Source organism: Streptomyces sp. NPDC090127 (assembly GCF_044746945.1).
GTDB lineage: Bacteria > Actinomycetota > Actinomycetes > Streptomycetales > Streptomycetaceae > Streptomyces.
Genome location: NZ_JBIVDE010000002.1, coordinates 1,083,614 through 1,106,084, shown reverse-complemented (window position 1 = coordinate 1,106,084; position 22,471 = coordinate 1,083,614). Strand labels below are relative to the sequence as shown.

The 22,471-nt window shown below is 70.8% G+C and carries 18 protein-coding genes; 5 read left to right on the top strand and 13 right to left on the bottom strand.

The window, feature by feature from the left end; all coding sequences use genetic code 11:
* Positions 1-269: 269 nt before the first annotated feature.
* The 9 genes from pssA to ACIPPS_RS10435 form a co-directional block, all read right to left on the bottom strand.
* Entirely contained in the window at positions 270-1,145 is an 876-nt protein-coding gene (pssA, locus tag ACIPPS_RS10475) for a CDP-diacylglycerol--serine O-phosphatidyltransferase (protein ID WP_401429588.1), read from the bottom strand.
* Complete coding sequence (locus ACIPPS_RS10470; protein ID WP_329114007.1) at positions 1,138-1,794, bottom strand: phosphatidylserine decarboxylase; 657 nt, start codon at positions 1,792-1,794, stop codon at positions 1,138-1,140. Before ACIPPS_RS10470 ends, pssA begins: the two co-directional genes overlap by 8 nt.
* Before the next feature lie 169 nt (positions 1,795-1,963).
* The gene (locus ACIPPS_RS10465) at positions 1,964-3,169 is read right to left on the bottom strand and encodes an acyl-CoA dehydrogenase family protein (RefSeq protein WP_401429252.1); all 1,206 of its coding nucleotides are present in this window, start codon (positions 3,167-3,169) and stop codon (positions 1,964-1,966) included.
* Positions 3,170-3,171: 2 nt separating this feature from the next.
* Entirely contained in the window at positions 3,172-3,696 is a 525-nt protein-coding gene (locus ACIPPS_RS10460) for a MaoC family dehydratase (protein WP_401429249.1), read from the bottom strand.
* 5 nt (positions 3,697-3,701) lie between these two features.
* Positions 3,702-4,667: an HpcH/HpaI aldolase/citrate lyase family protein gene (locus ACIPPS_RS10455; protein ID WP_401429247.1), complete on the bottom strand. Its 966-nt coding sequence runs from the start codon at positions 4,665-4,667 to the stop codon at positions 3,702-3,704.
* Complete coding sequence (locus tag ACIPPS_RS10450) at positions 4,664-6,676, bottom strand: protein meaA (protein WP_401429245.1); 2,013 nt, start codon at positions 6,674-6,676, stop codon at positions 4,664-4,666. Before ACIPPS_RS10450 ends, ACIPPS_RS10455 begins: the two co-directional genes overlap by 4 nt.
* Positions 6,677-6,689: 13 nt before the next feature.
* Positions 6,690-8,027 (bottom strand): crotonyl-CoA carboxylase/reductase, encoded by a 1,338-nt coding sequence (gene ccrA / locus ACIPPS_RS10445; protein ID WP_401429242.1) that lies wholly within the window; start codon positions 8,025-8,027, stop codon positions 6,690-6,692.
* A 378-nt stretch (positions 8,028-8,405) separates the two neighbouring features.
* Positions 8,406-9,272, bottom strand: coding sequence for a TetR family transcriptional regulator (locus tag ACIPPS_RS10440; protein WP_401429239.1), 867 nt, complete (start codon positions 9,270-9,272; stop codon positions 8,406-8,408).
* A gap of 121 nt (positions 9,273-9,393) precedes the next feature.
* Complete coding sequence (locus tag ACIPPS_RS10435; protein WP_401429236.1) at positions 9,394-11,184, bottom strand: 3-hydroxyacyl-CoA dehydrogenase family protein; 1,791 nt, start codon at positions 11,182-11,184, stop codon at positions 9,394-9,396.
* Positions 11,185-11,572: 388 nt separating this feature from the next.
* On the opposite strand from ACIPPS_RS10435, the gene ACIPPS_RS10430 reads away from it, so the two are divergent.
* Positions 11,573-12,169 carry a HEAT repeat domain-containing protein gene (locus tag ACIPPS_RS10430; RefSeq protein WP_401429234.1) on the top strand — a complete coding sequence of 199 codons (597 nt, stop codon included), beginning with the start codon at positions 11,573-11,575 and terminating at the stop codon, positions 12,167-12,169.
* On the opposite strand, the gene ACIPPS_RS10425 is transcribed toward ACIPPS_RS10430, so the two are convergent.
* The 3 genes from ACIPPS_RS10425 to ACIPPS_RS10415 form a co-directional block, all read right to left on the bottom strand.
* Positions 12,166-12,630 (bottom strand): RidA family protein, encoded by a 465-nt coding sequence (locus tag ACIPPS_RS10425; RefSeq protein ID WP_401429231.1) that lies wholly within the window; start codon positions 12,628-12,630, stop codon positions 12,166-12,168. The genes ACIPPS_RS10430 and ACIPPS_RS10425 overlap by 4 nt on opposite strands.
* A 90-nt stretch (positions 12,631-12,720) precedes the next feature.
* Positions 12,721-14,469, bottom strand: a complete 1,749-nt coding sequence (locus ACIPPS_RS10420) for an alpha/beta fold hydrolase (protein WP_401429229.1) — start codon at positions 14,467-14,469, stop codon at positions 12,721-12,723.
* A 157-nt stretch (positions 14,470-14,626) separates the two neighbouring features.
* Positions 14,627-15,655, bottom strand: coding sequence for an Rv2578c family radical SAM protein (locus tag ACIPPS_RS10415; protein WP_401429226.1), 1,029 nt, complete (start codon positions 15,653-15,655; stop codon positions 14,627-14,629).
* 171 nt (positions 15,656-15,826) lie between these two features.
* On the opposite strand from ACIPPS_RS10415, the gene ACIPPS_RS10410 reads away from it, so the two are divergent.
* Positions 15,827-16,270, top strand: a complete 444-nt coding sequence (locus tag ACIPPS_RS10410) for an SRPBCC family protein (RefSeq protein WP_401429224.1) — start codon at positions 15,827-15,829, stop codon at positions 16,268-16,270.
* Between the two features lie 237 nt (positions 16,271-16,507).
* Positions 16,508-18,910, top strand: a complete 2,403-nt coding sequence (locus ACIPPS_RS10405; RefSeq protein ID WP_401429222.1) for an MFS transporter — start codon at positions 16,508-16,510, stop codon at positions 18,908-18,910.
* A gap of 8 nt (positions 18,911-18,918) precedes the next feature.
* Here the strand turns inward: ACIPPS_RS10405 and ACIPPS_RS10400 are convergent, their stop codons facing one another.
* Positions 18,919-20,028, bottom strand: coding sequence for a hypothetical protein (locus tag ACIPPS_RS10400; protein WP_401429219.1), 1,110 nt, complete (start codon positions 20,026-20,028; stop codon positions 18,919-18,921).
* A 242-nt stretch (positions 20,029-20,270) separates the two neighbouring features.
* Here ACIPPS_RS10400 and ACIPPS_RS10395 point away from each other — a divergent pair, with 242 nt between their 5' ends.
* A complete protein-coding gene (locus tag ACIPPS_RS10395) occupies positions 20,271-21,104 on the top strand; it encodes a M55 family metallopeptidase (protein WP_401429217.1) in 834 nt (277 codons plus the stop codon).
* The gene (locus ACIPPS_RS10390; protein WP_401429215.1) at positions 21,097-22,431 is read left to right on the top strand and encodes a M20/M25/M40 family metallo-hydrolase; all 1,335 of its coding nucleotides are present in this window, start codon (positions 21,097-21,099) and stop codon (positions 22,429-22,431) included. The genes ACIPPS_RS10395 and ACIPPS_RS10390 overlap by 8 nt, the downstream gene beginning before the upstream one ends.
* The last annotated feature ends 40 nt before the right edge of the window (positions 22,432-22,471 follow it).

Sequence of the window (22,471 nt, the reverse complement as noted above, 5' to 3'; positions counted from 1 at the left end):
TCGACGCCGTCGACGGCGGAGCCTCCCTCGGCTTCCTGGCGCCCCTGGAGCGGGCCGAGGCGACCCGGTGGTGGCATGAGTCGCCGACGAGGCGGAGCGGGGCGTACGGGACGTCTGGGCGGCCTCCCGGACTACGCCGCCGACCCCACGGGCGCCCTCCGCCCCACCACGCTGTACTACAAGCGCCTGTCCTGAGCGCGGTACGACGAAGGGCCCGGGTGCTTTCCCGCACCCGGGCCCTTCGTCGTACACGTGCACACACCCGCCGCCTACGGCACCTGCGCGGCCTCCGCCTGGCGGGCCTCGCGGCTCTCGCGGCGGTTGCCGCGGAAGGTGTTGACTCGCCGGGCCGTCGCGAAGAGGGGGATCACGGCGCCCAGCACCACCTGCAGCGCGCAGCCGGTCTGGAGCAGCAGCTGCCCGCCCGGGGCGTCGAACGCCCAGGCCGCCAGCATGCCCATCGCGCCCACGATCCAGCTGAGCATCGCCACCGCGAGGATGCCCCGCGGCTTCGGGTACTCGACCCGGCTCACCATCAGCCAGGCGACCCCGATGATCGCGAGCAGCGTCGGGATGAACGGCAGCTCGAGGAGCACGATCGAGACGACCGTCAGCGCGCCGAAGGGGCTCGGCATGCCCTGGAACATGCCGTCCTTCAGCGTCACGCACGAGAATCTCGCGAGCCTCAGCACCACCGCGAGGAGCACCACGATCGCGGCCACCGCCGAGACCTTCTGCTGCGCGCCGGGCGTGACCATGCCGTACACGAGTACGAAGTAGGCCGGGGCCAGACCGAAGCTGATCAGGTCCGAGAGGTTGTCGAGCTCGGCGCCCATCGGGGACGAGCGCAGCTTGCGCGCCACGATGCCGTCGAAGAGGTCGAAGATCGCCGCGGCCAGCATGAGGATCACGGCGGTGGCGGCGCTGTTGCGCGCCATGCCGGTCTCCGTGCTGCCGGTGAGGTGCGGGATGAGGATGCCGGTGGTGGTGAAGTACACCGCCATGAATCCACACGTGGCGTTACCGAGCGTGAGGGCGTCCGCTATGGACAGCCTCAGCGACAGCGGCATCTCCTCGGCCTCTTCGGCATCCTCCGCGTCGGCGTCGGCGACCCAGTCGGCCGCCCGGGTGTCGGGATCAATCACGGTCAATGCGAGTCACCCCCGCAGTCGTGGTCTGACCGACCTCGACAGCGACGTCGACACCTTCCGGAAGGTAGATGTCAACGCGCGACCCGAAGCGGATCAGACCGATGCGCTCGCCCTGCTCGACCTTCGTCCCCTGGGGGATGTAGGGCACGATGCGGCGGGCCACGGCCCCCGCGATCTGCACCATCTCGATGTCACCGAGCTCGGTGTCGAAGTGCCAGACAACGCGCTCGTTGTTCTCGCTCTCCTTGTTGAACGCCGGCACGAACCCGCCGGGCACGTGCTCCACGGACGTCACCGTGCCGGCCAGCGGCGCGCGGTTGACGTGGACGTTCAGCGGGCTCATGAAGATGGCGACCCGGGTGCGTCCGTCCTTCCACGGCATGATGCTCTGCACCACACCGTCGGCGGGGGAGATGACCCGGCCCTGCGCGATCTCGCGCTCGGGGTCGCGGAAGAACCACAGCATGCCCGCCGCGAGAGCGGTGGTGGGCACGGCGATGGCCGCGGCACGCCGAGACCTGCGCGCACGCACGAGGCTCAGCGCCGCGGTGGCGACGGTCGGCAGAAGCCACGGCGATGCTCCGCGTGCGATGCGTACGCCGGCGAGGCTGTCGCGAGGTGCAGAGGTTTGGCTGTGGGGCATGGATGACCTTCGTAGCGGATGATGCCGCACTGGCAACGGGGGACGGCGGCTTTCAAACGATGTTATCGGTTGCGGGCCGCAACTGGGTAAGCCAGAAGCCGAGTCGGCGGCCGGAAGACGAACACGGGGTGTGATCTTCTTCGCGGCCGAACCGACTCAAAGGCGACAATCAACCCTGGAACCGGTACTCCTCGAGCAGCCGACGACCGATGATCATTTTCTGGATCTCGGCGGTACCTTCACCGATGAGCAGCATCGGCGCCTCACGGTAGAGACGCTCGATCTCGTACTCCTTCGAGAACCCGTATCCGCCATGGATACGGAAGGCGTCCTCGACGACTTCCTTGCAGTATTCGGAGGCGAGGTACTTCGCCATCCCCGCTTCGAGGTCGTTTCGTTCCCCGGAGTCCTTTTTGCGTGCTGCGTTCACCATCATCGCATGCGCGGCCTCGACCTTGGTAGCCATCTCGGCCAGCTTGAACTGGATCGCCTGGTGCTGGGCGATCGGCTTGCCGAAAGTGTGACGCTGCTGGGCATACGAGACACCCAGTTCGAAAGCACGCTGAGCGACACCGCAGCCACGTGCCGCGACGTTCACGCGGCCGACCTCGACGCCGTCCATCATTTGGTAAAACCCTCGGCCGGTGGTCCCACCGAGGACCCGATTGGCCGGAATGCGTAGTCCGTCCATGATGAGTTCGGTCGTGTCGACGCCCTTGTAACCCATCTTGTCGATCTTTCCGGGGATCGTGAGGCCGGGTCGGACCTCTCCGAAACCGGGCTCCTTCTCGACGAGGAAGGTCGTCATCGACTTGTGCGGCGCCGTGCCCTCGGGGTGTCCTTCGTCACTTCGGACGAGAACGGCGACGAGAGAGGACGTTCCGCCGTTCGTCAGCCACATCTTCTGGCCGTTCAGGACGTACTCCTCGCCGTCCTTCACCGCCTTGGACGTGATGGCCGACACATCCGAGCCGAGCGCCGGCTCCGACATCGAGAACGCGCCGCGCGTCTCGCCGGCGGCCATGCGGGGCAGGAAGTACTCCTTCTGCTCCTCCGTGCCGTGCTGCTTCAGCATGTACGCCACGATGAAGTGCGTGTTGATGATGCCGGAGACCGACATCCAGCCACGGGCGATCTCCTCCACGCACAGCGCGTAGGTGAGCAGCGACTCACCCAGACCCCCGTACTCCTCGGGGATCATCAGACCGAAGAGGCCGAGTTCCTTCAGCCCGTCGACGATCTGCTGCGGGTACTCGTCGCGGTGCTCCAGCTCGGTGGCGACCGGGATGATCTCCTTGTCGACGAACTCCCGGACGGTCTTGAGGATCTCCTGCTGGACGTCCGTGAGCCCGGCGGTCTGGGCGAGTCGGGCCATGGCTACTTCTCCGTCTTCTTGGCGGGCTCGATCAGCGTGGGGCGGCCGGGCTGCTCGCCGCCGCGCTCCTTGACGTACGTCTCGGTCGGGACCATCACCTTGCGGCGGAAGACACAGACGAGGGTGCCGTCCTGCTTGTAGCCCTTGGTCTCGACGTACACGATCCCGCGGTCGTTCTTCGACTTCGACGGGGTCTTGTCGAGGACCGTGGTCTCGCCGTAGAGGGTGTCGCCGTGGAAGGTCGGCGCCACGTGGCGCAGCGACTCGATCTCCAGGTTGGCGATCGCCTTGCCCGAGACGTCCGGCACGGACATGCCGAGCAGCAGCGAGTAGATGTAGTTGCCGACGACGACGTTCTTGCCGAAGTCCGTCGTGTTCTCGGCGTAGTTCACATCCATGTGGAGCGGATGGTGGTTCATCGTCAGCAGACAGAAGAGGTGGTCGTCGTACTCGGTGACCGTCTTTCCGGGCCAGTGCTTGTAGACGGCGCCGACTTCGAACTCTTCGTAGGTACGGCCGAACTGCATGGGACTCAGGCCTCCGGGATCTCGAAGGAGGTGGTGCGCTTCATGCCGGCGGCGCGGCCCTTGCCGGAGATGACCAGGGCCATCTTGCGGGAGGCCTCGTCGATCATCTCGTCGCCGAGCATCGCCGAACCCTTCTTCCCGCCGGCCTCGGACGTGTAGTAGTCGTACGCGTCCAGGATCAGCTCGGCGTGGTCGTAGTCCTCCTGCGAGGGCGAGAAGATCTCGTTCGCGGCGGCGACCTGGTCCGGGTGCAGCACCCACTTGCCGTCGAAGCCGAGGGCGGCGGCGCGCCGGGCGACCGCCTTGTAGCCCTCCTGGTTGCGGATCTGGAGGTACGGGCCGTCGATCGCCTGGAGGTTGTTGGCGCGGGCGGCCATCAGGATGCTCATCAGGATGTGGTGGTAGGCGTCCGCCGGGTAGCCGGGCGGCTGCTCCCCGACGACCAGCGACTTCATGTTGATGGAGGCCATGAAGTCGGCCGGGCCGAAGATGATGGTCTCCACGCGCGGGGAGGCCTGCGCGATGGCGTTGACGTTGTTCAGGCCCTGGGCGTTCTCGATCTGCGCCTCGATGCCGATCTTGCCGACCTCGAAGCCCATGGTCTTCTCGATCTGCGTCAGCAGCAAGTCGAGCGCCACGACCTGCTGGGCGTCCTGGACCTTCGGCAGCATGATGCAGTCGAGGTTCTGGCCGGCGCCCTCGACGACGGTGACGACGTCGCGGTAGGTCCAGTGGGTCGTCCAGTCGTTGACCCGCACGACGCGCGTCTTGCCGGTCCAGTCGCCCTCGTTGAGGAACTTCACGATGGTGTGCCGGGCGTCCGGCTTGGCGAGCGGCGCGCAGGCGTCCTCCAGGTCCAGGAAGACCTGGTCGGCGGGGAGCCCCTGGGCCTTCTCCAGGAAGCGCGGGTTGGAGCCGGGGACCGCCAGGCACGAACGACGCGGGCGGAGACGGTTCACGGGGCTGGTCATGCGGGGACCTCCAGGGGGTCGAGCTTGTTCGCTTTCCGGATCTCGTCGACGATACGGCCGATGATCTCCGTGATGCCGAAGTCCTTCGGGGTGAAGACGGCGGCCACACCCGCGCGCTTCAGTTCTGCTCCGTCGGCGTTCGGGATGATCCCGCCGACGATGACGGGGATGTCCTGCGCGCCGGCCTCCCGGAGGCGGTCCAGGACGTCCGGCACCAGCTCGGCGTGCGAGCCGGAGAGGATCGACAGGCCGACGCAGTGCACGTCCTCCGCGAGGGCCGCGTCGACGATCTGCTCGGGCGTCAGCCGGATCCCCTGGTAGACCACCTCGAAACCGGCGTCACGCGCGCGTACCGCGATCTGCTCGGCCCCGTTGGAGTGCCCGTCCAGGCCCGGCTTGCCGACCAGGAGACGCAGCCGCCCGGAACCCAGCTCCGACGCCGTCCGCGCCACCTTCTCCCGTACGAGAGCCAGCGGCGTGCCCGCCTCGGCCGTCACCGCGACCGGCGCCGAGGAGACGCCCGTGGGGGCGCGGAACTCGCCGAAGACGTCCCGCAGCGCCCAGGACCACTCGCCGGTCGTGACACCGGCCCGCGCGCACTCCAGGGTCGCGGCGAAGAGGTTCCCCTCGCCCGCCGCCGTCGACTTGAGAGCCGCGAGCGACTCCTGGGCGCGGTTCTCGTCACGGTTGTCGCGCCACTCGTGGAGCTTGGCGACGACCTTGGCCTCGTTGGCCGGGTCGACCGTCATGATCGCCGTGTCGAGGTCCGCGGTGAGCGGGTTCTCCTCGGTCGACTGGTAGATGTTGACGCCGACGATCTTCTCGTCGCCGGCCTCGATCCGGGCCCGCCGCTCGGCGTGCGAGGAGACCAGCTGCGACTTCAGGTAGCCGGACTCGACGGCGGCCATCGCGCCGCCCATCGCCTGGATCCGCTCGATCTCGGCCAGACACTCCGTCACGAGGGCGTCGACCTTGGCCTCGATGACGTGCGAGCCCGCGAAGATGTCCTCGTACTCCAGCAGGTCGGACTCGTGGGCGAGCACCTGCTGGATGCGGAGCGACCACTGCTGGTCCCAGGGGCGGGGCAGGCCCAGCGCCTCGTTCCAGGCGGGCAGCTGGACGGCACGCGCGCGTGCGTCCTTGGAGAGGGTGACGGCCAACATCTCCAGGACGATCCGCTGGACGTTGTTCTCCGGCTGCGCCTCGGTCAGACCGAGCGAGTTGACCTGGACGCCGTAGCGGAACCGGCGCTGCTTGTCGTTCTCGATGCCGTACCGCTCGCGGGTGACCTGGTCCCAGATGCGGCCGAAGGCGCGCATCTTGCACATCTCCTCGACGAAGCGGACGCCCGCGTTCACGAAGAACGAGATACGGGCGACGACGTCACCGAAGCGCTCCGCGGGGACCTGGCCGGAGTCCCGGACCGCGTCGAGCACCGCGATGGCGGTGGACATCGCGTACGAGATCTCCTGGACCGGAGTGGCCCCCGCCTCCTGCAGGTGGTAGCTGCAGATGTTGATCGGGTTCCACTTCGGGATGTGGTTGACCGTGTACGTGATCATGTCCGTCGTGAGGCGGAGCGAGGGGCCGGGCGGGAAGACGTGCGTCCCGCGCGACAGGTACTCCTTCACGATGTCGTTCTGGGTGGTGCCCTGGAGCCTGGTGACGTCCGCGCCCTGCTCCTCGGCGACCACCTGGTAGAGCGCCAGGAGCCACATCGCCGTGGCGTTGATGGTCATCGAGGTGTTCATCTGCTCCAGGGGGATGTCCTGGAACAGCCGGCGCATGTCACCGAGGTGCGAGACCGGGACCCCGACCCGGCCGACCTCGCCGCGGGCGAGGATGTGGTCGGGGTCGTAGCCGGTCTGCGTGGGCAGGTCGAACGCGACCGACAGGCCGGTCTGCCCCTTGGCGAGGTTGCGCCGGTACAGCTCGTTGGACGCCTCGGCGGTCGAGTGACCGGCGTACGTCCGCATGAGCCACGGCCGGTCCTTCTGGCGCTCTGTCATGTCCGTCCCGGTCTCAGATGTTGCGGAAGCGGTTGATGGCGTCGATGTGCTTCGCGCGCATCTCCGGGTCGCGGACGCCGAGGCCCTCCTCGGGGGCGAGCGCGAGGACGCCGACCTTGCCCTGGTGGAGGTTGCGGTGGACGTCGTAGGCGGCCTGGCCGGTGTCCTCCAGGGAGTAGACCTTGGAGAGCGTCGGGTGGATCTTGCCCTTGGCGATCAGGCGGTTGGCCTCCCACGCCTCGCGGTAGTTGGCGAAGTGCGAGCCGATGATGCGCTTCAGCGACATCCACAGGTAGCGGTTGTCGTACTCGTGCATGTAGCCCGAGGTGGAGGCACAGGTGGTGATCGTGCCGCCCTTGCGGGTGACGTAGACGCTGGCGCCGAAGGTCTCGCGGCCGGGGTGCTCGAAGACGATGTCGATGTCCTCGCCGCCGGTGAGTTCACGGATGCGCTTGCCGAAGCGCTTCCACTCCTTGGGGTCCTGGGTGTGCTCGTCCTTCCAGAACCGGTACCCCTCGGCGTTGCGGTCGATGACCGCGTCGGCGCCCATCGCGCGGCAGATGTCCGCCTTCTCGGGGCTGGAGACGACACAGATCGGGTTGGCGCCGCCGGCGAGCGCGAACTGCGTGGCGTACGAGCCGAGTCCGCCGCTCGCGCCCCAGATCAGGACGTTGTCGCCCTGCTTCATCCCGGCGCCGTTGCGGGAGACCAGCTGACGGTAGGCGGTGGAGTTGACGAGGCCCGGGGCCGCCGCCTCCTCCCAGCTCAGGTGGTCCGGCTTCGGCATCAGCTGGTTGGACTTGACGAGCGCGATCTCCGCCAGGCCGCCGAAGTTGGTCTCGAAGCCCCAGATGCGCTGCTCGGGGTCGAGCATCGTGTCGTTGTGGCCGTCCGAGGACTCCAGCTCGACCGAGAGGCAGTGCGCCACGACCTCGTCGCCGGGCTTCCAGGAGTTGACGCCCGGCCCGGTGCGCAGCACGACGCCCGCGAGGTCGGAGCCGATCACGTGGTACGGCAGGTCGTGCCGCTTGCTGAGGTCGCTGAGCCGGCCGTAGCGCTCCAGGAAGCCGAAGGTCGACACCGGCTCGAAGATCGAGGTCCAGACCGAGTTGTAGTTCACGGAGCTGGCCATGACGGCGACCAGGGCCTCGCCCGGGCCGAGCTCGGGGAGCGGCACGTCGTCGAGGTGGAGCGACTTGCGCGGGTCCTTGTCGCGGCTCTCGAGCCCGGCGAAGATCTCCGTCTCGTCCTTGTGGACGGTCACGGCGCGGTACGACTCGGGGAGCTTGATGGCGGCGAAGTCCGAGGACGTGGAGTCCGGGGACTGGATCGCGTCCAGGATGTCCTTCACGGGGTGCCTCCGGCGGTGCGGTTATGTCAGGGGGAGATGCTGCGGTGGAGGTGTGCCGTCGGTTCGGCGGGTCGTGCGGTGGGGCCACGCCTGGTGGGCGTTGAGGTTGCCTGTGACGCAGGCGTCCGGGCGCACAATCACGATCGCTTGTGGGGACAGCCGGCGCACGAGGAGAACTCGGCGCGCCGGCCGCCCGGACACCTTCAACGTATGGCACCGCGTGTCACGTGACAAGGCACTGCGTGCCAACAATTTCACTCATATGCAATCTGCCGGTCACACATGAGCGATGATCGATCGAAGGGCGTCACAAAAGCGACAAAGGCCGCCCCCGTGTCGGGGGGCGGCCTTCGTCGTCCGTGGGTGGTGGTGCGGCCCTCAGCCCTTCAGGGCCTGCTGGATCGTCCGCATGACCTCGTCCAGCGGGGCGTCGGTGCGGGCCACGGCGATCACCACGTCGCCCTGGGCGGAGGCGATCGCCGGTGCCGCCGGGGCGGGTGCCTGGGCGGACGGCTGCGCGCCGCCCTGCGCGGCGGACGTGGCGGCCGAGGTGGCGGCCGACGCGGGCCGGGCGCCTATGCCGGACCCGAAGGTCTCCCGCACGATCGCGAAGGCGTGGTCGAGCTGCGCCTCCACGTCGCCCTGGCCGCCGGCCCGCAGCCAGCGCCGCAGCACGTGGTTGTGAGCCGTGACGACCGCCGAGGCCGCCACCTCGGCCAGCAGCGGGTCGTCGTTGCCGTCGTGGTGGTCCCGCTCGTCGAAGTGGCCCAGTAGGTAGCGGGTGAACAGCCGCTCGTAGCGGGCCACCGAGGCGATCTCGCGCTCCCGCAGGGTGGGTACCTCACGGGTGAGCCGGTAACGCTCCACCGAGACCGCGGGGGAGCCCGCGTACATCTTCATGACTTCCTTGATGCCCCGGCAGACGGTGTCCAGCGGGTGCTCGTGCGGCGGGGCGGCGTTCAGCACCGCCTCCGCCCGCACCAGGGTGTCGTCGTGGTCGGGGAAGATCGCCTCTTCCTTGGACCGGAAGTGGCGGAAGAAGGTCCTGCGGGCGACCCCGGCCGCCGCCGCGATCTCGTCGACCGTGGTGGCCTCGTACCCCTTGGTCGCGAAGAGCTCCATGGCCGCGGCCGCCAGCTCACGGCGCATCTTCAGGCGCTGCGCGGCCGCGCGCGTGCCTGCCGGGCTCTCCGTGTCGGAGGTGGACAGGGACGTGGCACGGGGTGACTTCGCGGCCTTGGACATGTCCTGAACGTACTGCATCAGTGCGGGAGTGTGCCCAGGTGGGGGAGGGTCGCCGGGGTCCGCGCCCGGGGTGCCGGAGGCGCTCCCGGGGCTCAGCAGCCCTCCCCAGCCCGCGGAGGGCTCAGCGTCGGGCATATTCGCGGAAGCCGCGCCCCGTCTTGCGGCCCAGGCAGCCCGCCGCCACCAGGTGCTCCAGCAGCGGCGCCGGGGCGAGGCCCGGGTCGCGGAACTCGCGGTGCAGCACCTGCTCGATCGCGAGCGAGACGTCCAGGCCGACGACGTCGAGGAGTTCGAACGGCCCCATCGGGTAGCCGCCGCCCAGCTTCATCGCCGCGTCGATGTCGTCCAGGGTCGCGTAGTGCTCCTGGACCATCTTGATCGCGTTGTTCAGGTACGGGAAGAGCAGCGCGTTCACGATGAAGCCGGCCCGGTCGCCGCAGTCCACCGGGTGCTTGCGGATCTTCGCTGTGACCTGGCGGACCGTGGCGTGCACGTCGTCGGCGGTCAGGACCGTACGGACGATCTCCACCAGCTTCATCGCGGGCGCCGGGTTGAAGAAGTGCATCCCGATCACGTCCTGCGGGCGCGAGGTCGCGCGGGCGCAGGCGACGACCGGCAGGGACGAGGTCGTGGTCGCGAGCACCGCCCCCGGCCTGCAGATCTTGTCGAGCCGGGCGAACAGCTCCTGCTTGACCCCCAGGTCCTCGGCGACCGCCTCCACGGCGAGGTCGACCTCGGCGAACGCGTCGAGCGAACCGGCCGTGGTGATCCGGGCCAGCGTCTCGTCCCGGGCCTCACCGGTCATCCGGCCCTTCTCGACCGAACGGGCGAGGGACTTCGCGATCCGGGTCTTCGCGGTGTCCGCCTTCTCCTGCGAGCGGGCGGCGAGCACGACCCCGTACCCGGCCTTGGCGAAGACCTCGGCGATCCCGGAGGCCATGGTGCCGGAGCCGGCCACGCCGACCGAGCGGACCTCGCGGACGGTGCGGCCCTCGGCGGTGTCGGCGCTCGCCGGCGGGGTCAGCGCGTCGCGGACGGTGGTGGCCGAGTCGGCCGCGTCGTACGTGTAGAAACCGCGCCCCGACTTGCGGCCGGTCAGGCCCGCCTCGCTGAGCTGCTTGAGGATCGGGGCCGGGGCGTGCAGCCGGTCGTGCGACTCGCTGTACATCGCCTCCAGGACCGTACGGGCGGTGTCGACGCCGATCAGGTCGAGCAGCTCCAGCGGGCCCATCGGCAGACCGCAGCCCAGCTTCATGGCGGCGTCGATGTCCTCGCGGGAGGCGTACTTCGCCTCGTACATGGCCGCGGCCTGGTTGAGGTAGCCGAAGAGCAGCCCGTCCGCGACGAAGCCGGGGCGGTCGCCGACGGCGACGGGCTCCTTGCCGAGGGCGTGCGCGAGATCGGTGACCGCCTCGACGGCCTGCGGCGCGGTGAGGACGCAGGAGACGACCTCGACCAGCTTCATGGCCTGGACGGGCGTGAAGAAGTGGAGTCCGAGCACGCGCTCCGGGTGCGCCGAGTCGGCCGCGAGGCGGGTCACGGACAGGGCGTTGGTGCCGGTGGCGATGATCGCGTCGGGCCGGACGATCGTGTCCAGGGCCCGGAAGACCTCCTGCTTGGCCTCGTACGACTCGGGCACGACCTCGATCACGAGGTCGGCGTCGGCCGCCGCCTGGAGGTCGGAGTAGGTACGGAAGCGGGCGAGGACGTCCCGCCGCTCCTCCTCGGTGATCCGCTCACGTTCCACCGCGCGGGCGGTGGACGCCTCCAGGGCGGCGACCGCCTGGCCGGCGGCGGCTTCGCTGATGTCGATACCGATGACCTCGCGGCCGGCCCGGGCGAGGACATCGGCGATGCCCTTGCCCATGGTGCCGAGACCGACGACGGCGATGGTGGAGAGAGGGGTGTCCATCAGGGGACTCCAGGAGGTGAAGAGTGACGACTGAAGGCGGCGATTGCGGGCGCGAAAGGCGGATCGCGAGAGCGAAACGGGTCGCGAGGGCGAAGCGGATCGCGGGAGCGAGAAACGGATCGCGTCCGAGCGAAGGGATCGCGTGCGGGCGAAACGGGTCGCGTGCGGGCGCGAAGGAGAACGCGCGAGAAAGGGCGACGGACTCTGTCCCGAAGTCACGTCTGAAACTGCCGAACCGACACACTCGAACTCACCACGGCTGCGTCACCAGGCCGTTGTGAGGGTGCGGGGGGTGACCCGCTCACCTGAGATTAACCGGCGGGTAACGAGCGCGCCAGTCCCGGGAAGTTCGGAAAATGTGATCTGGATCGCGGATACGCTCTGGGCCATGGATATCGCCCAGGATCCCGAATTCTGCTCGATGATCGATCGATTGCGGGACGAGATCCACGCCGACGGTGAAGCCGGTCGAAAGTCATTCGACGAACTCGTCGCCCTCGACGATCCCGAGGAGTTCGCCCGCGTCCTGACCGCGCCCGGCCGACCCCTCTGGGCGCGCGAGATCGCCGCCTTCCGGCTGGGCCTCGCGGGCGACCGGCGGGCCTTCGAGGCCCTGGTCCTGCTCCTCAACCACCGCGACCCCGAACGCTGCGTCTCCGCCGCGTACGCCCTGGCCCGGCTCGGCGACCCCCGCACGGCGCGGGCCGCCGCCGCCCTCGCCACCAACGAACTCCGCGTCGCCTACGCCCTCTTCCCGGTCCGGCTCCTGGCCGACCTGCGTGCCCCCGAGTCCGTACCGGCGCTCGTCGCCGTCCTCCAGCGGCGGCTGGCGGGCGACGACCCGCACTGGCGCGTGGGCCTCGCCTGTGTCGAGGGGCTCGGCACACTCGCCGACACCCGCGCCCGCCCGGCCCTGGAAGCCGCGCTGCCGCACCCCCGCCTCGGCCCCGCGGCCGCGGCGGCGCTCGCCCGGCTCCCCGGCTAGCGGGCGCCGTCCACCGCGAAGAGCCGCACCGGGGCGACGACCTCGGCCTCCTCGGTCTCCTCCTCCGGTACGAGCGCGAAGGCCTCGATCTCGATCAGCAGCTCGGGGCGGACCAGCGCGGCGACCTGGACCGCCGAGCTCGCCGGGAGCGGGGCCGGGCCGAAGGCCTCGTCCCGCGCCGCCCGGACGGCGCCGAGGTGGGCGACGTCCGTCAGGTAGTACGTCAGCTTCACCACGTCCGCGAAGCCCGCGCCCGCCGCGGCCAGGCAGCTGCGCAGGTTCGCGAAGACCTGACGGGCCTGGGCCGCCGGGTCGCCCGCCCCGACGACGGCCCCGGAGGCGTCGAGGGAGCACTGTCCGGATATCGCGACGAACCGGCCGGTGCCCCAGACGACGTGGCTGTACTGCGGGCTGGCGGCGACACCGTCGGGGGCGGACACGTGGGTCAGGTGCGAACTCATGACCGACATCCTCGCGCACCCCACTGACAGTCCGGGCCGGGCCCCCCGCGAGGGGCCCGGCCCGGTGCCGTCACCGCGCTCGCGCGCCCCTCAGCGCGCGTGGCCGAGGAGCGCGTGCAGCGCCGCGCCGCCCGTGGCGGGCGCCCCCGCCACCTCCGGCACGGCGCCGCTGCGCTGCTTGCCGCCCTGCGCCTCCACCTGCGCCGGTGCCGGCGCGGGCTTCAGCGTCTTGTGCGGCGTGGGGGCGGGTGCGGGGGTGGACGTCGGCTTCGGCGCCGGCTCGGCCGACTGCTTGGTCGACTCCTTCGCCGTCTGCTTCTTCGGCGCCGCCTTCGGCTCGGGGAGCGCCGCGCAGACCGCGTCGGCCTCCGCCTGGCCGTCGCCGCGCGGCACGGTCCCGGTGGCGAGGTAGGTCGCCAGGTGCTCGTCCATGCAGCCGTTGCCGCTCAGCGTCACCCCGTGGTTCCCGCCGCCCTCCTCGACCACCAGGCTGGAGCCCCGCACCATCCGGTGCAGTGCCACACCGCCCTCGTACGGCGTGGCCGCGTCGTCCGTCGCCTGGAGGATCAGCACCGGCGGCACCTCGTCGTTCGAGACGTCCGGCGGTGTCAGCGAGTCCACCGGCCAGAACGCGCACGGCGCGTTGTACCAGGCGTTGTTCCAGGTCGAGAAGGGCGCCTTGGCGTGCACGTCCCAGTTGTCCGCGCGCCAGGTGTTCCAGTCACGCGGCCACTTCGCGTCCCGGCACTGCACGCTCGTGTAGATCGAGTAGCTGTTGTCCGCCGCCTCGTCCGCCGCCCCGAAGTCCTCGTACGCCCGGATCAGCGGGACCGCGTCCTTGTCGTTGACGTAGGCCGAGAAGGCCTCGGCCAGCTTCGGCCAGTAGCCGTTGTAGTACCCGCCCGGCAGGTACGTGTCCTCCAGCTCGCCGGGGCCCACCTTGCCGCCCGCCGGGCTCTTCCGCAGCGCGTCCCGCATCCGGTACCAGGCGGCTTCGACCACCGCCGGGTCCTTCCCCAGTCCGTAGGCGGCGTCCTGGCGGGCCACCCATGCCATGAAGTCCTTGTGGCGGGTGTCGAAGGCGTAGTCCTGCGCGATGTTGTCCTCGTACCAGACGCCCTGCGGGTTGACGACGGAGTCGAGCGCCATGCGGCGCACCCGATCCGGGTAGAGCCGGGCGTACACCGCCCCGAGATACGTGCCGTAGGAGTAGCCCAGGTAGGTGAGGGTCGGCGCGCCGAGCGCGGCCCGGATCGCGTCCACGTCCCGGGCCGTGCTGACCGTGTCGATGTACGGCAGGACGTCGGCGTACTTCTCCCCGCAGGCCTTCGCGAAGGCCTGGGCCCGCTCGACGCCCAGCTGCTCGGCCTCCGCGCCGCTCGGCACCGAGTCGGGCCGCACCGGGTCGAAGTGGCCAGGCCGGCAGTTCAGCGCCGGTTCGCTCCGGCCGACGCCGCGCGGGTCGAAGCCGATGACGTCGTACTGCGCCGCCACCTTCGCGGGCAGGGAGCCGGCCACGAACCCGGCCATCGTCCGGCCGCTGCCGCCCGGTCCGCCGGGGTTGACGACCAGCGGCCCCTGGGACTCCTTCGCGGTGTGCGGGACCCGGGTGAGCGCGAGCGTGATGCTCCGGCCTGCCGGGTCGTCGTGGTTCAGCGGGACCTTGAGCGTGGCGCACTGGAGCTTCGGATACGCCGAGGTGGCACAGCCGCTCCAGACGAGCGGCGCGATCGGGCGGGGGGTCGGCTCGGGCCGGGACGTCGCGGACGCGGGCAGGACGGTGGTCGTCCCGGCCACCAGCGCCCCAGCGGCGATCAGCATTCCTGCGCGTGTGGTCATAGGGCGTCCGTGCCCCGATGGGAAGGCGAAGGGACCTGTTCCGCCCAGAGTTGACCCGAACAGACGATCCGTCAGATCGTCGGACGGGATCCGCGGCGACTGTTCGGCGGAGAGGATCGACCGGCCGCGATCAGCCGGGCCGGCCCGGTCGGACGCGTCAGATGAGGCTCAGCTGCTCGGGCGCCCCCGCGAGCCCGGGCTCCTCCGGTACGGGTATCCGGCGCGGCGCGCCCCGGCCCGCGGGTCCGATCCCGAACTCGGCGGCCAGCTCGTGCACCTGACGGGTGATCCGGCGCTGGTACCAGGTCGGCGCGTAGGCCCCGTCCGCGTACATCCGCTCGTACCGCCCCACGAGGCGCGGATGATGCTCCCGCAGCCAGCCGAAGTACCACTCTCGGGCCCCCGGCCGCAGGTGCAGGACGAGGGGGGTCACGGAGGTCGCGCCCGCCTCGGCGATGGCCCGCACGGTCTCCCGCAGCTGCTCGGGCCGGTCGCCCAGGAAGGGGATCACCGGGGCCATCAGCACCCCGCAGCCGATGCCGTGCTCGCCGAGTGTCCGTACGACGTCCAGGCGCCGCTGCGGGGAGGGTGTGCCCGGCTCGACCGTGCGCCACAGCTCCTGGTCGGTGAAGCCGACGGAGACGGAGATGCCGACCTCGGTCACCTCGGACGCCTGGACGAGCAGATCGAGGTCGCGCAGGATCAGGGTGCCCTTGGTGAGGATCGAGAACGGGTTCGCGTGGTCCCGCAGGGCCTCGATGATCCCCGGCATCAGCCGGTAGCGGCCCTCGGCGCGCTGGTAGCAGTCGACGTTCGTGCCCATCGCGATGTGTGCCCCCTGCCAGCGACGGGAGGAGAGCTGGCGGCGCACCAGCTCCGGCGCGTTGATCTTCACCACGATCTGGGAGTCGAAGCCGAGTCCGGTGTCGAGGTCCAGATAGCTGTGGGTCTTGCGGGCGAAGCAGTAGACGCACGCGTGCGTGCAGCCGCGGTACGGATTGACCGTCCACTCGAACGGCATGCGGGAGGCGCCCGGCACCCGGTTCACGATCGAGCGGGCCCGCACCTCGTGGAAGGTGATCCCGCGGAACTCCGGGGTGTCGAACGTGCGGGTGGTGACCGCGTCCGCACCGAACAGCGCGGTCTCGGCGGCGACGCCGTTGTCGCCCAGATTGTCCCAGCGCATGGACGCCTCCTCGTAGCAGTGTCCTCAGCCGTTCTCCAGAATAGAACACATGTTCCCTTGATCGCCGCACGCGACCGGAGGGTGCGTCGGGAGCCCGGATTTGGGGGGCCCGCGCCCAGATGGTTGGCTGGGCGCCACACCCTTGAGGAACCGAGTGCTGGAGGAAGTGCCATGGCGCAGGTCGAGGCCACGACGGAGCGGATCATCGCGGCGGACCCGGAGACGGTGTTCGACGCCCTCGCCGACTACAGCGGCACGCGCGCGAAGCTGCTGCCCGAGCACTTCAGCGAGTACGAGGTGTGCGAGGGCGGCGACGGCCAGGGCACCCTCGTCCACTGGAAGCTCCAGGCCACCAGCAAGCGCGTCCGCGACTGCCTTCTGGAGGTCACCGAGCCCACCGACGGGCAGCTCGTGGAGAAGGACCGCAACTCCTCCATGGTCACCACCTGGACCGTCACCCCCGCCGGCGAGGGCGCGTCCAAGGCCGTCGTCACCACCGTCTGGAACGGCGCCGGCGGCATCGGCGGCTTCTTCGAGAAGACCTTCGCGCCCAAGGGGCTTGGCCGGATCTACGACCTCGTGCTGGCCAACCTGGCCACCGAGGTGGAGAAGTAACGCCCGCGCGCTCACCGATTCGAGTGGTTCTCCCGCGACCCCCGCACGAGCGCCCCGCGCACTCGGGGGTCGCGCGGCTCCGCGTAAACGCGCTGATGAGCGCCCCAAGTGCGCCGGGTGGCAGGCCCGTTCACGATCATGGACGGGGCTGAGCCTCCGTACCGCCCGACTTGCTCCCGCTTCGCGCCCAATGCGAAGAATGGCGCGGCGCTGATGTCGTGACGAGGGGAGCAGCACGTGGGTGCGATCACGCTGGTGAAGGACGACGTACCGCGCGTCGCGGACGATCCGCCCGCCGGCCAGGCGCCGCCGGCCCCGCCCGAGGACGGCGCCCTCGATCCCCGCCGCGTCCGGCTCGTCTTCTTCGGCCTCATGCTCGCGCTGCTGCTCGCCGCGCTGGAGCAGATGATCGTCGCCACCGCGCTGCCGAAGATCGTCGGCGAACTCCAGGGCCTGGACCGGATGTCCTGGGCCATCACCGCCTATCTGCTCACCGCCACCATCGGCCTGCCCGTCTACGGCAAGCTCGGCGACCTCTTCGGCCGCAAGGGCGTCTTCCTCTTCGCCATCGTGGTCTTCGTCATCGGCTCGGCCCTGGCCGGCTGGTCACGGTCCATGGACGAACTCATCGCCTTCCGGGCCGTCCAGGGCGTCGGCGCGGGCGGCCTGATGATCGGCGTCCAGGCGATCATCGCGGACATCGTCCCGGCCCGGGAACGCGGCCGCTACATGGGCCTCATCGGCGCCGCCTTCGGCCTCGCCTCGGTCGCCGGGCCGCTGCTCGGCGGCTTCTTCACCGACCACGTCTCCTGGCGCTGGTGCTTCTACTTCAACGTGCCGTTCGGGCTCGTCACCCTCGCCGTCGTCGCCGTCGTGCTGAAACTCCCCAAGCCCGCGACCCGGGCCAAGCTCGACGTCCTCGGCGCGATCCTGCTGGCGGCCGCCTCCACCTGCCTGGTTCTGCTGACCAGTTGGGGCGGGACCGAGTACGCCTGGGACTCCAAGGTCATCATCGGTCTCGGCGCCGGCGCGGCCGGAACGACCCTGCTCTTCCTCGTCGTCGAGCACTTCGCGCCCGAACCCCTCATCCCGCTCCGGCTGTTCCGCGACTCGGTCTTCACCGTCACCAGCCTCGTCGGAGCGGTCGTCGGCATCGCGCTCTTCGGCGCCGCCAGCTATCTGCCGACCTTCCTGCAGATGGTCGAGGGCGCCACCGCCACCGAGTCCGGCCTCCTCATGCTGCCCCTGATGGGCGGGATCGTCCTCGCCTCCATCGTCTCCGGACAGCTCATCACCCGCACCGGCCACTACCGGATCTACCCCGTGGTCGGTGGCGCCGTCTCCGTCCTCGGCATGTGGCTGCTCTCCCGCATGGAGACCGACACCCCGCGCCTCCAGCACAGCCTCTGGCAGGCCGTCCTCGGCCTCGGCATCGGCCTGGTCATGCCCGTCCTGATCCTGGCCGTCCAGAACTCCGTCCGCCCCTCGGACCTCGGCACCGCCACCAGCGCCCACAACTACTTCCGCCAGATCGGCGGCAGCGTGGGCGCCGCCATCTTCGGCACCCTCTTCGCCGCCCGGCTCGACGACGCCCTCGCCGACTCCCTGCCCCGCACGGCGGGGGCCCCGCTGCCCGCCGAGTCGATCACCCCGCAGGCGGTGCACGCCCTGCCGCCCGCGCTGCGCGACGCCTACATCCAGGCGTACGCGGACGCGATGCCGCGCATCTTCCTCTACCTCGTGCCGGTCCTCGTGCTCGGCCTCGTCCTCGCCTTCTTCCTCAAGGAGAAACCGCTGGTGTCCCACCACACCCCCACCACCGAGGCCCCCGCCGCCGTGCCCCACGCCCGTGCGTCCGCCGCCCCCACCGGCGGGTACACCGCGGGACTCCCCGTCTGCGGCACCGTCCAGCACCACGACGGCAGCCGCGTCCCGCGGGCCGCCCTGACCCTGATCGACGTCCAGGGACAGCAGATCGGCCGGGGCGGCAGCGGCGAGGACGGGCGGTACGCGCTCAGCGTCCCCGGCCCGGGCGCGTACGTCCTGATCGCGGCGGCCGGCGGACACCAGCCGCAGGCCGTCTCCGTCACCGTCGGCGAGCGGCCCGTCGAGCTCGACGTCGTCCTCGGCGGCGCGGGCCGTCTCGCCGGCTGTGTCACGACCGCCGACGGAACTCCCGTACGGGACGCGGCGGTCACCCTGACCGACGTGCGCGGCGAGGTGGTCGCCTCCACGCGCAGCGGGCGCGAAGGCGGGTACGTGATCACGGAGCTGGTGGCGGGCGAGTACACGCTGGCCGCCAGCGCCCCCGCCTTCCGGCCCGCCGCGCTGCCGGTGAGCGTGCAGGCCTCCCGCGAGACCCGCCAGGACATCGAGCTGGCGGGCGGCGCGGTGCTGCGCGGGACGGTGCGCGCGGGCGGCGGCCGGCCGGTCGAGGACGCGCGGGTGACGCTCCTCGACGCGGCCGGGAACGTCGTCGACACCCTGACGACCGGACCGGACGGCACCTTCCGGTTCGTGGACCTGTCCTCCGGCGAGTACACGGTCATCGCGGCCGGCTACCCGCCGGTCGCCACCGTGCTCCAGGTCGCGGGCGGCGGACGCACCGAGCGTGACCTCCAGCTCGGCCACGCCGACTGAGAGGCGTTCTACGGGGCGGCGGTCGCCTTGCGCAGCGCGCTGACGCAGCTGTCGATCGCCGCCTGAAGGGCTTCGAGTCGCTGGAGCATGTCGGCCTCGACGACGTCCTCCTCCAGGACCTCGTCGAGGGTCAGCTCCTCGAAGACCCTGGTGGCCTTCTGCAGGCTGTTGTAGAACTTCGCGCGGCGCTCCTGGACGCGCAGCGCGGGGTCCGCCTCCACGGCCTCGGCGACCATGACCTTCACCGCGTCGTAGGCCTCGCCGGCCCACTCGCCGGCCTCCTCGGACTCGTCGAGCTCGTCGATGAGCGAGAGGTGCCGCTCGGCCTCGGCGCGGAGCGCGGCGGGTGCCTCGACCGTCTGCCCGGCGGGCGTCCTGATCTGGCCGTTCTCCACGATCTGCCGTACGTACCCGATCCGGTCGGCGGCCTTGGCCTCGTTCGCCACCGCCTTCTTCAGGTCGCCGGCCCTGGCGATCGCGCGGGCCATCTCGGTCTGCAGCGCCGGGTCCTCCTTCATCCGGTCGAGCAGCGCGCCGCGCGCGGCCTCCGCCGTGCCGGGGTCGGCGAGGATCGCGGCCCGCAGGGCGGTGGGGTTCTCGGCGACCTCCAGCGCCTTGGTCGGCCGGATGCCCTCGGCCTCGGCGGCGGCGGTGATGGCGTGCCCGCGCACGGAGGAGGCGCTGGAGCGGGAGGAGTAGTAGGAGAGCCAGACGTCGGCCTCCGGCAGCTCGATGTCCTCACCCGGGACGAGCGCCTCGAACTGCGGGACGACCCCGTCGTCGGCGGCCATGTCCCAGGCCTTGTAGAACCGCATGACCCGCTCGGGGGAGCACTCGGCCAGCTCGGCGAAGGCCTTCGCCGACACCTTCCCGGACCCGTCGGCGGCCTGCCCGCCGGGGCGGACGCTCCGTGCCACCTTCAACGCGAACGTCCAGCCGCCGGTCCGGGCGTAGCCGCCGAACTCCCGGGCGTCCCGCACCACGACGTCGGGCACGTCCTGGACCACGAAGTCCGTCGCCGCGGGGGCGGCCTCCGGGGCGGCCTCGGGGACGGCCTCCGGAACCTCGGGGGTGGCCTCGGGGACGGGGGCTTCTGCGGGGGCGGACACGGTGGTCACCGGGAGGTCTCCTGACGGTAGGGGGCGGCCGGGTGGGCAGGTGCAGCGGTCAGCCTATCCGTACGGGTTGACGGGAAATCGCCCGATTCGGCTCCGTCCCTGCCCGGGACCGAGCGTCCCCAGGGCCCTCTTAGAGGTCTAGACCACTAAACCTTTCCAGGGTTCTGGCCTGGCCGTTCCCCGGGGCGTAACGTGACGCCGCAGGAGCGTGGTCGTCACCGAACGTGAGGGGACAGGGTTTCGTGAAGATCCTGATCAGCGCCGACATGGAAGGCGCGACCGGCGTCACCTGGCCCGCCGACGTGCTGCCGGGGACACCGCAGTGGGAGCGGTGCCGGGCCCTGTTCACCTCCGACGTGAACGCCGCGGTCCTGGGCTTCTTCGACGGGGGCGCCGACGAGGTGCTGATCAACGAGGCGCACTGGACCATGCGCAACCTGCTGCTGGAACAGCTCGACGAGCGGGCCGAGATGCTCACCGGACGGCACAAGTCCCTCTCGATGGTGGAGGGGGTGCAGCACGGCGACGTCGACGGCATCGCCTTCGTCGGCTACCACACCGGGGCCGGGGCCGAGGGCGTCCTCGCCCACACCTACCTCGCCAACTCCATCACCGGCGTCTGGCTGAACGGCGTCAGGGCGAGCGAGGGCCTGCTCAACGCGCACGTCGTCGCGGAGTACGGCGTCCCCGTCGTCCTCGTCACGGGCGACGACCTGACCTGCGAGGACGCCCTCGGCTACGCGCCCGAGGCGCACAAGGTCGCCGTCAAGGACCACGTCTCGCGGTACGCGGCGGTGTGCCGGACCCCGCGGCGCACCGCGAGCGAGATCCGGGCCGCCGCGAAGGGCGCCGCCGCCCTCGCCGTACGACACGAGCCGGTGGCGGGCGGGCCCTTCACCGTCGAGCTGGAGTTCGACGCCGAGCACCTGGCCGCCGCCGCCACCGTCGTCCCGGGGGTGGCACGGAGCGGCGAGCGACGGGTCGCGTACACCAGCGAGACGATGTACGAGGGCATTCGGACGTTCAAGGCGGTCACCACGATCGTCTCCGCAGCGGTGGAGGAGCAGTATGGCTGAGCCTGCCCAGGGCCCGGACGCGACGGCGCTCGACGAGGTCGTGACCTTCACCTCCGAGCTGATCCGGATCGACACCACCAACCGGGGCGGCGGGGACTGCCGCGAGCGGCCTGCCGCCGAGTACGTCGCCGAGCGCCTGGCCGCCGCGGGCCTGGAGCCGACCCTCCTGGAGCGGACACCGGGGCGGACGAACGTGGTGGCCCGGATCGCGGGGACCGACCCGTCCGCCGACGCCCTCCTCGTCCACGGCCACCTGGACGTCGTCCCGGCCGAGCCCGCCGACTGGGCCGTCCACCCCTTCTCCGGCGAGGTCCGCGACGGAGTGGTGTGGGGGCGCGGCGCCGTCGACATGAAGAACATGGACGCGATGGTCCTCGCCGTCGTCCGCTCCTGGGCCCGTCAGGGCGTCCGGCCGCGACGGGACATCGTCCTCGCCTACACCGCCGACGAGGAGGCCAGTGCCGAGGACGGCTCCGGTTTCCTCGCCGACCGGCACGCCTCCCTCTTCGAGGGCTGCACGGAGGGCATCAGCGAGTCCGGGGCGTTCAGCTTCCATCCTTCGCCGGGCATGACGCTCTACCCCATCGCCGCCGGTGAGCGCGGCACCGCCTGGGTCAAGCTCACCGCGCACGGTCGTGCCGGCCACGGCTCCAAGGTCAACACCGCCAACGCGGTCACCCGCCTCGCCGGGGCCGTCGCCCGGATCGGCGCCCACACCTGGCCCGTCCGCCTCACCGCGACCGTACGCGCCGCGCTCACCGAACTCGCCGCCCTGTACGGCATCGAGACGGACGTGACCGCCGAAGGGTTCGACGTGGACCGGCTCCTGGAGAAGCTCGGGCCCGCCGCCGCCCTCGTCGAGCCCACCGTGCGCAACAGCGCCAACCCGACGATGCTGGACGCCGGTTACAAGGTCAACGTCATCCCCGGGCACGCCGTCGCGTACGTCGACGGCCGGATGCTGCCCGGCGGCGAGGAGGAGTTCGCCGCGACGATGGACCGGCTCACCGGGCCGGACGTGGAGTGGGAGTTCCACCACCGCGAGGTCCCCCTGGAGGCCCCCGTCGACTCGCCCACCTTCGCCCGACTGCGGGCCGCCGTCGAGCACGTCGACCCGGCCGGGCACGTCGTCCCGTTCGCCATGTCCGGCGGCACCGACGCCAAGCAGTTCTCGCGGCTCGGCATCACCGGTTACGGCTTCTCACCGCTGAAGCTGCCCCCGGAACTCGACTACGCGGCGCTGTTCCACGGCGTCGACGAGCGTGTGCCCGTCGACGCCCTGCACTTCGGGGTCCGCGTCCTCGACCGCTACCTGAAGTCCGCGTAACGCGGCCGACTTCCGCCGGAGTCGCGTAAGTTCGCTTCTG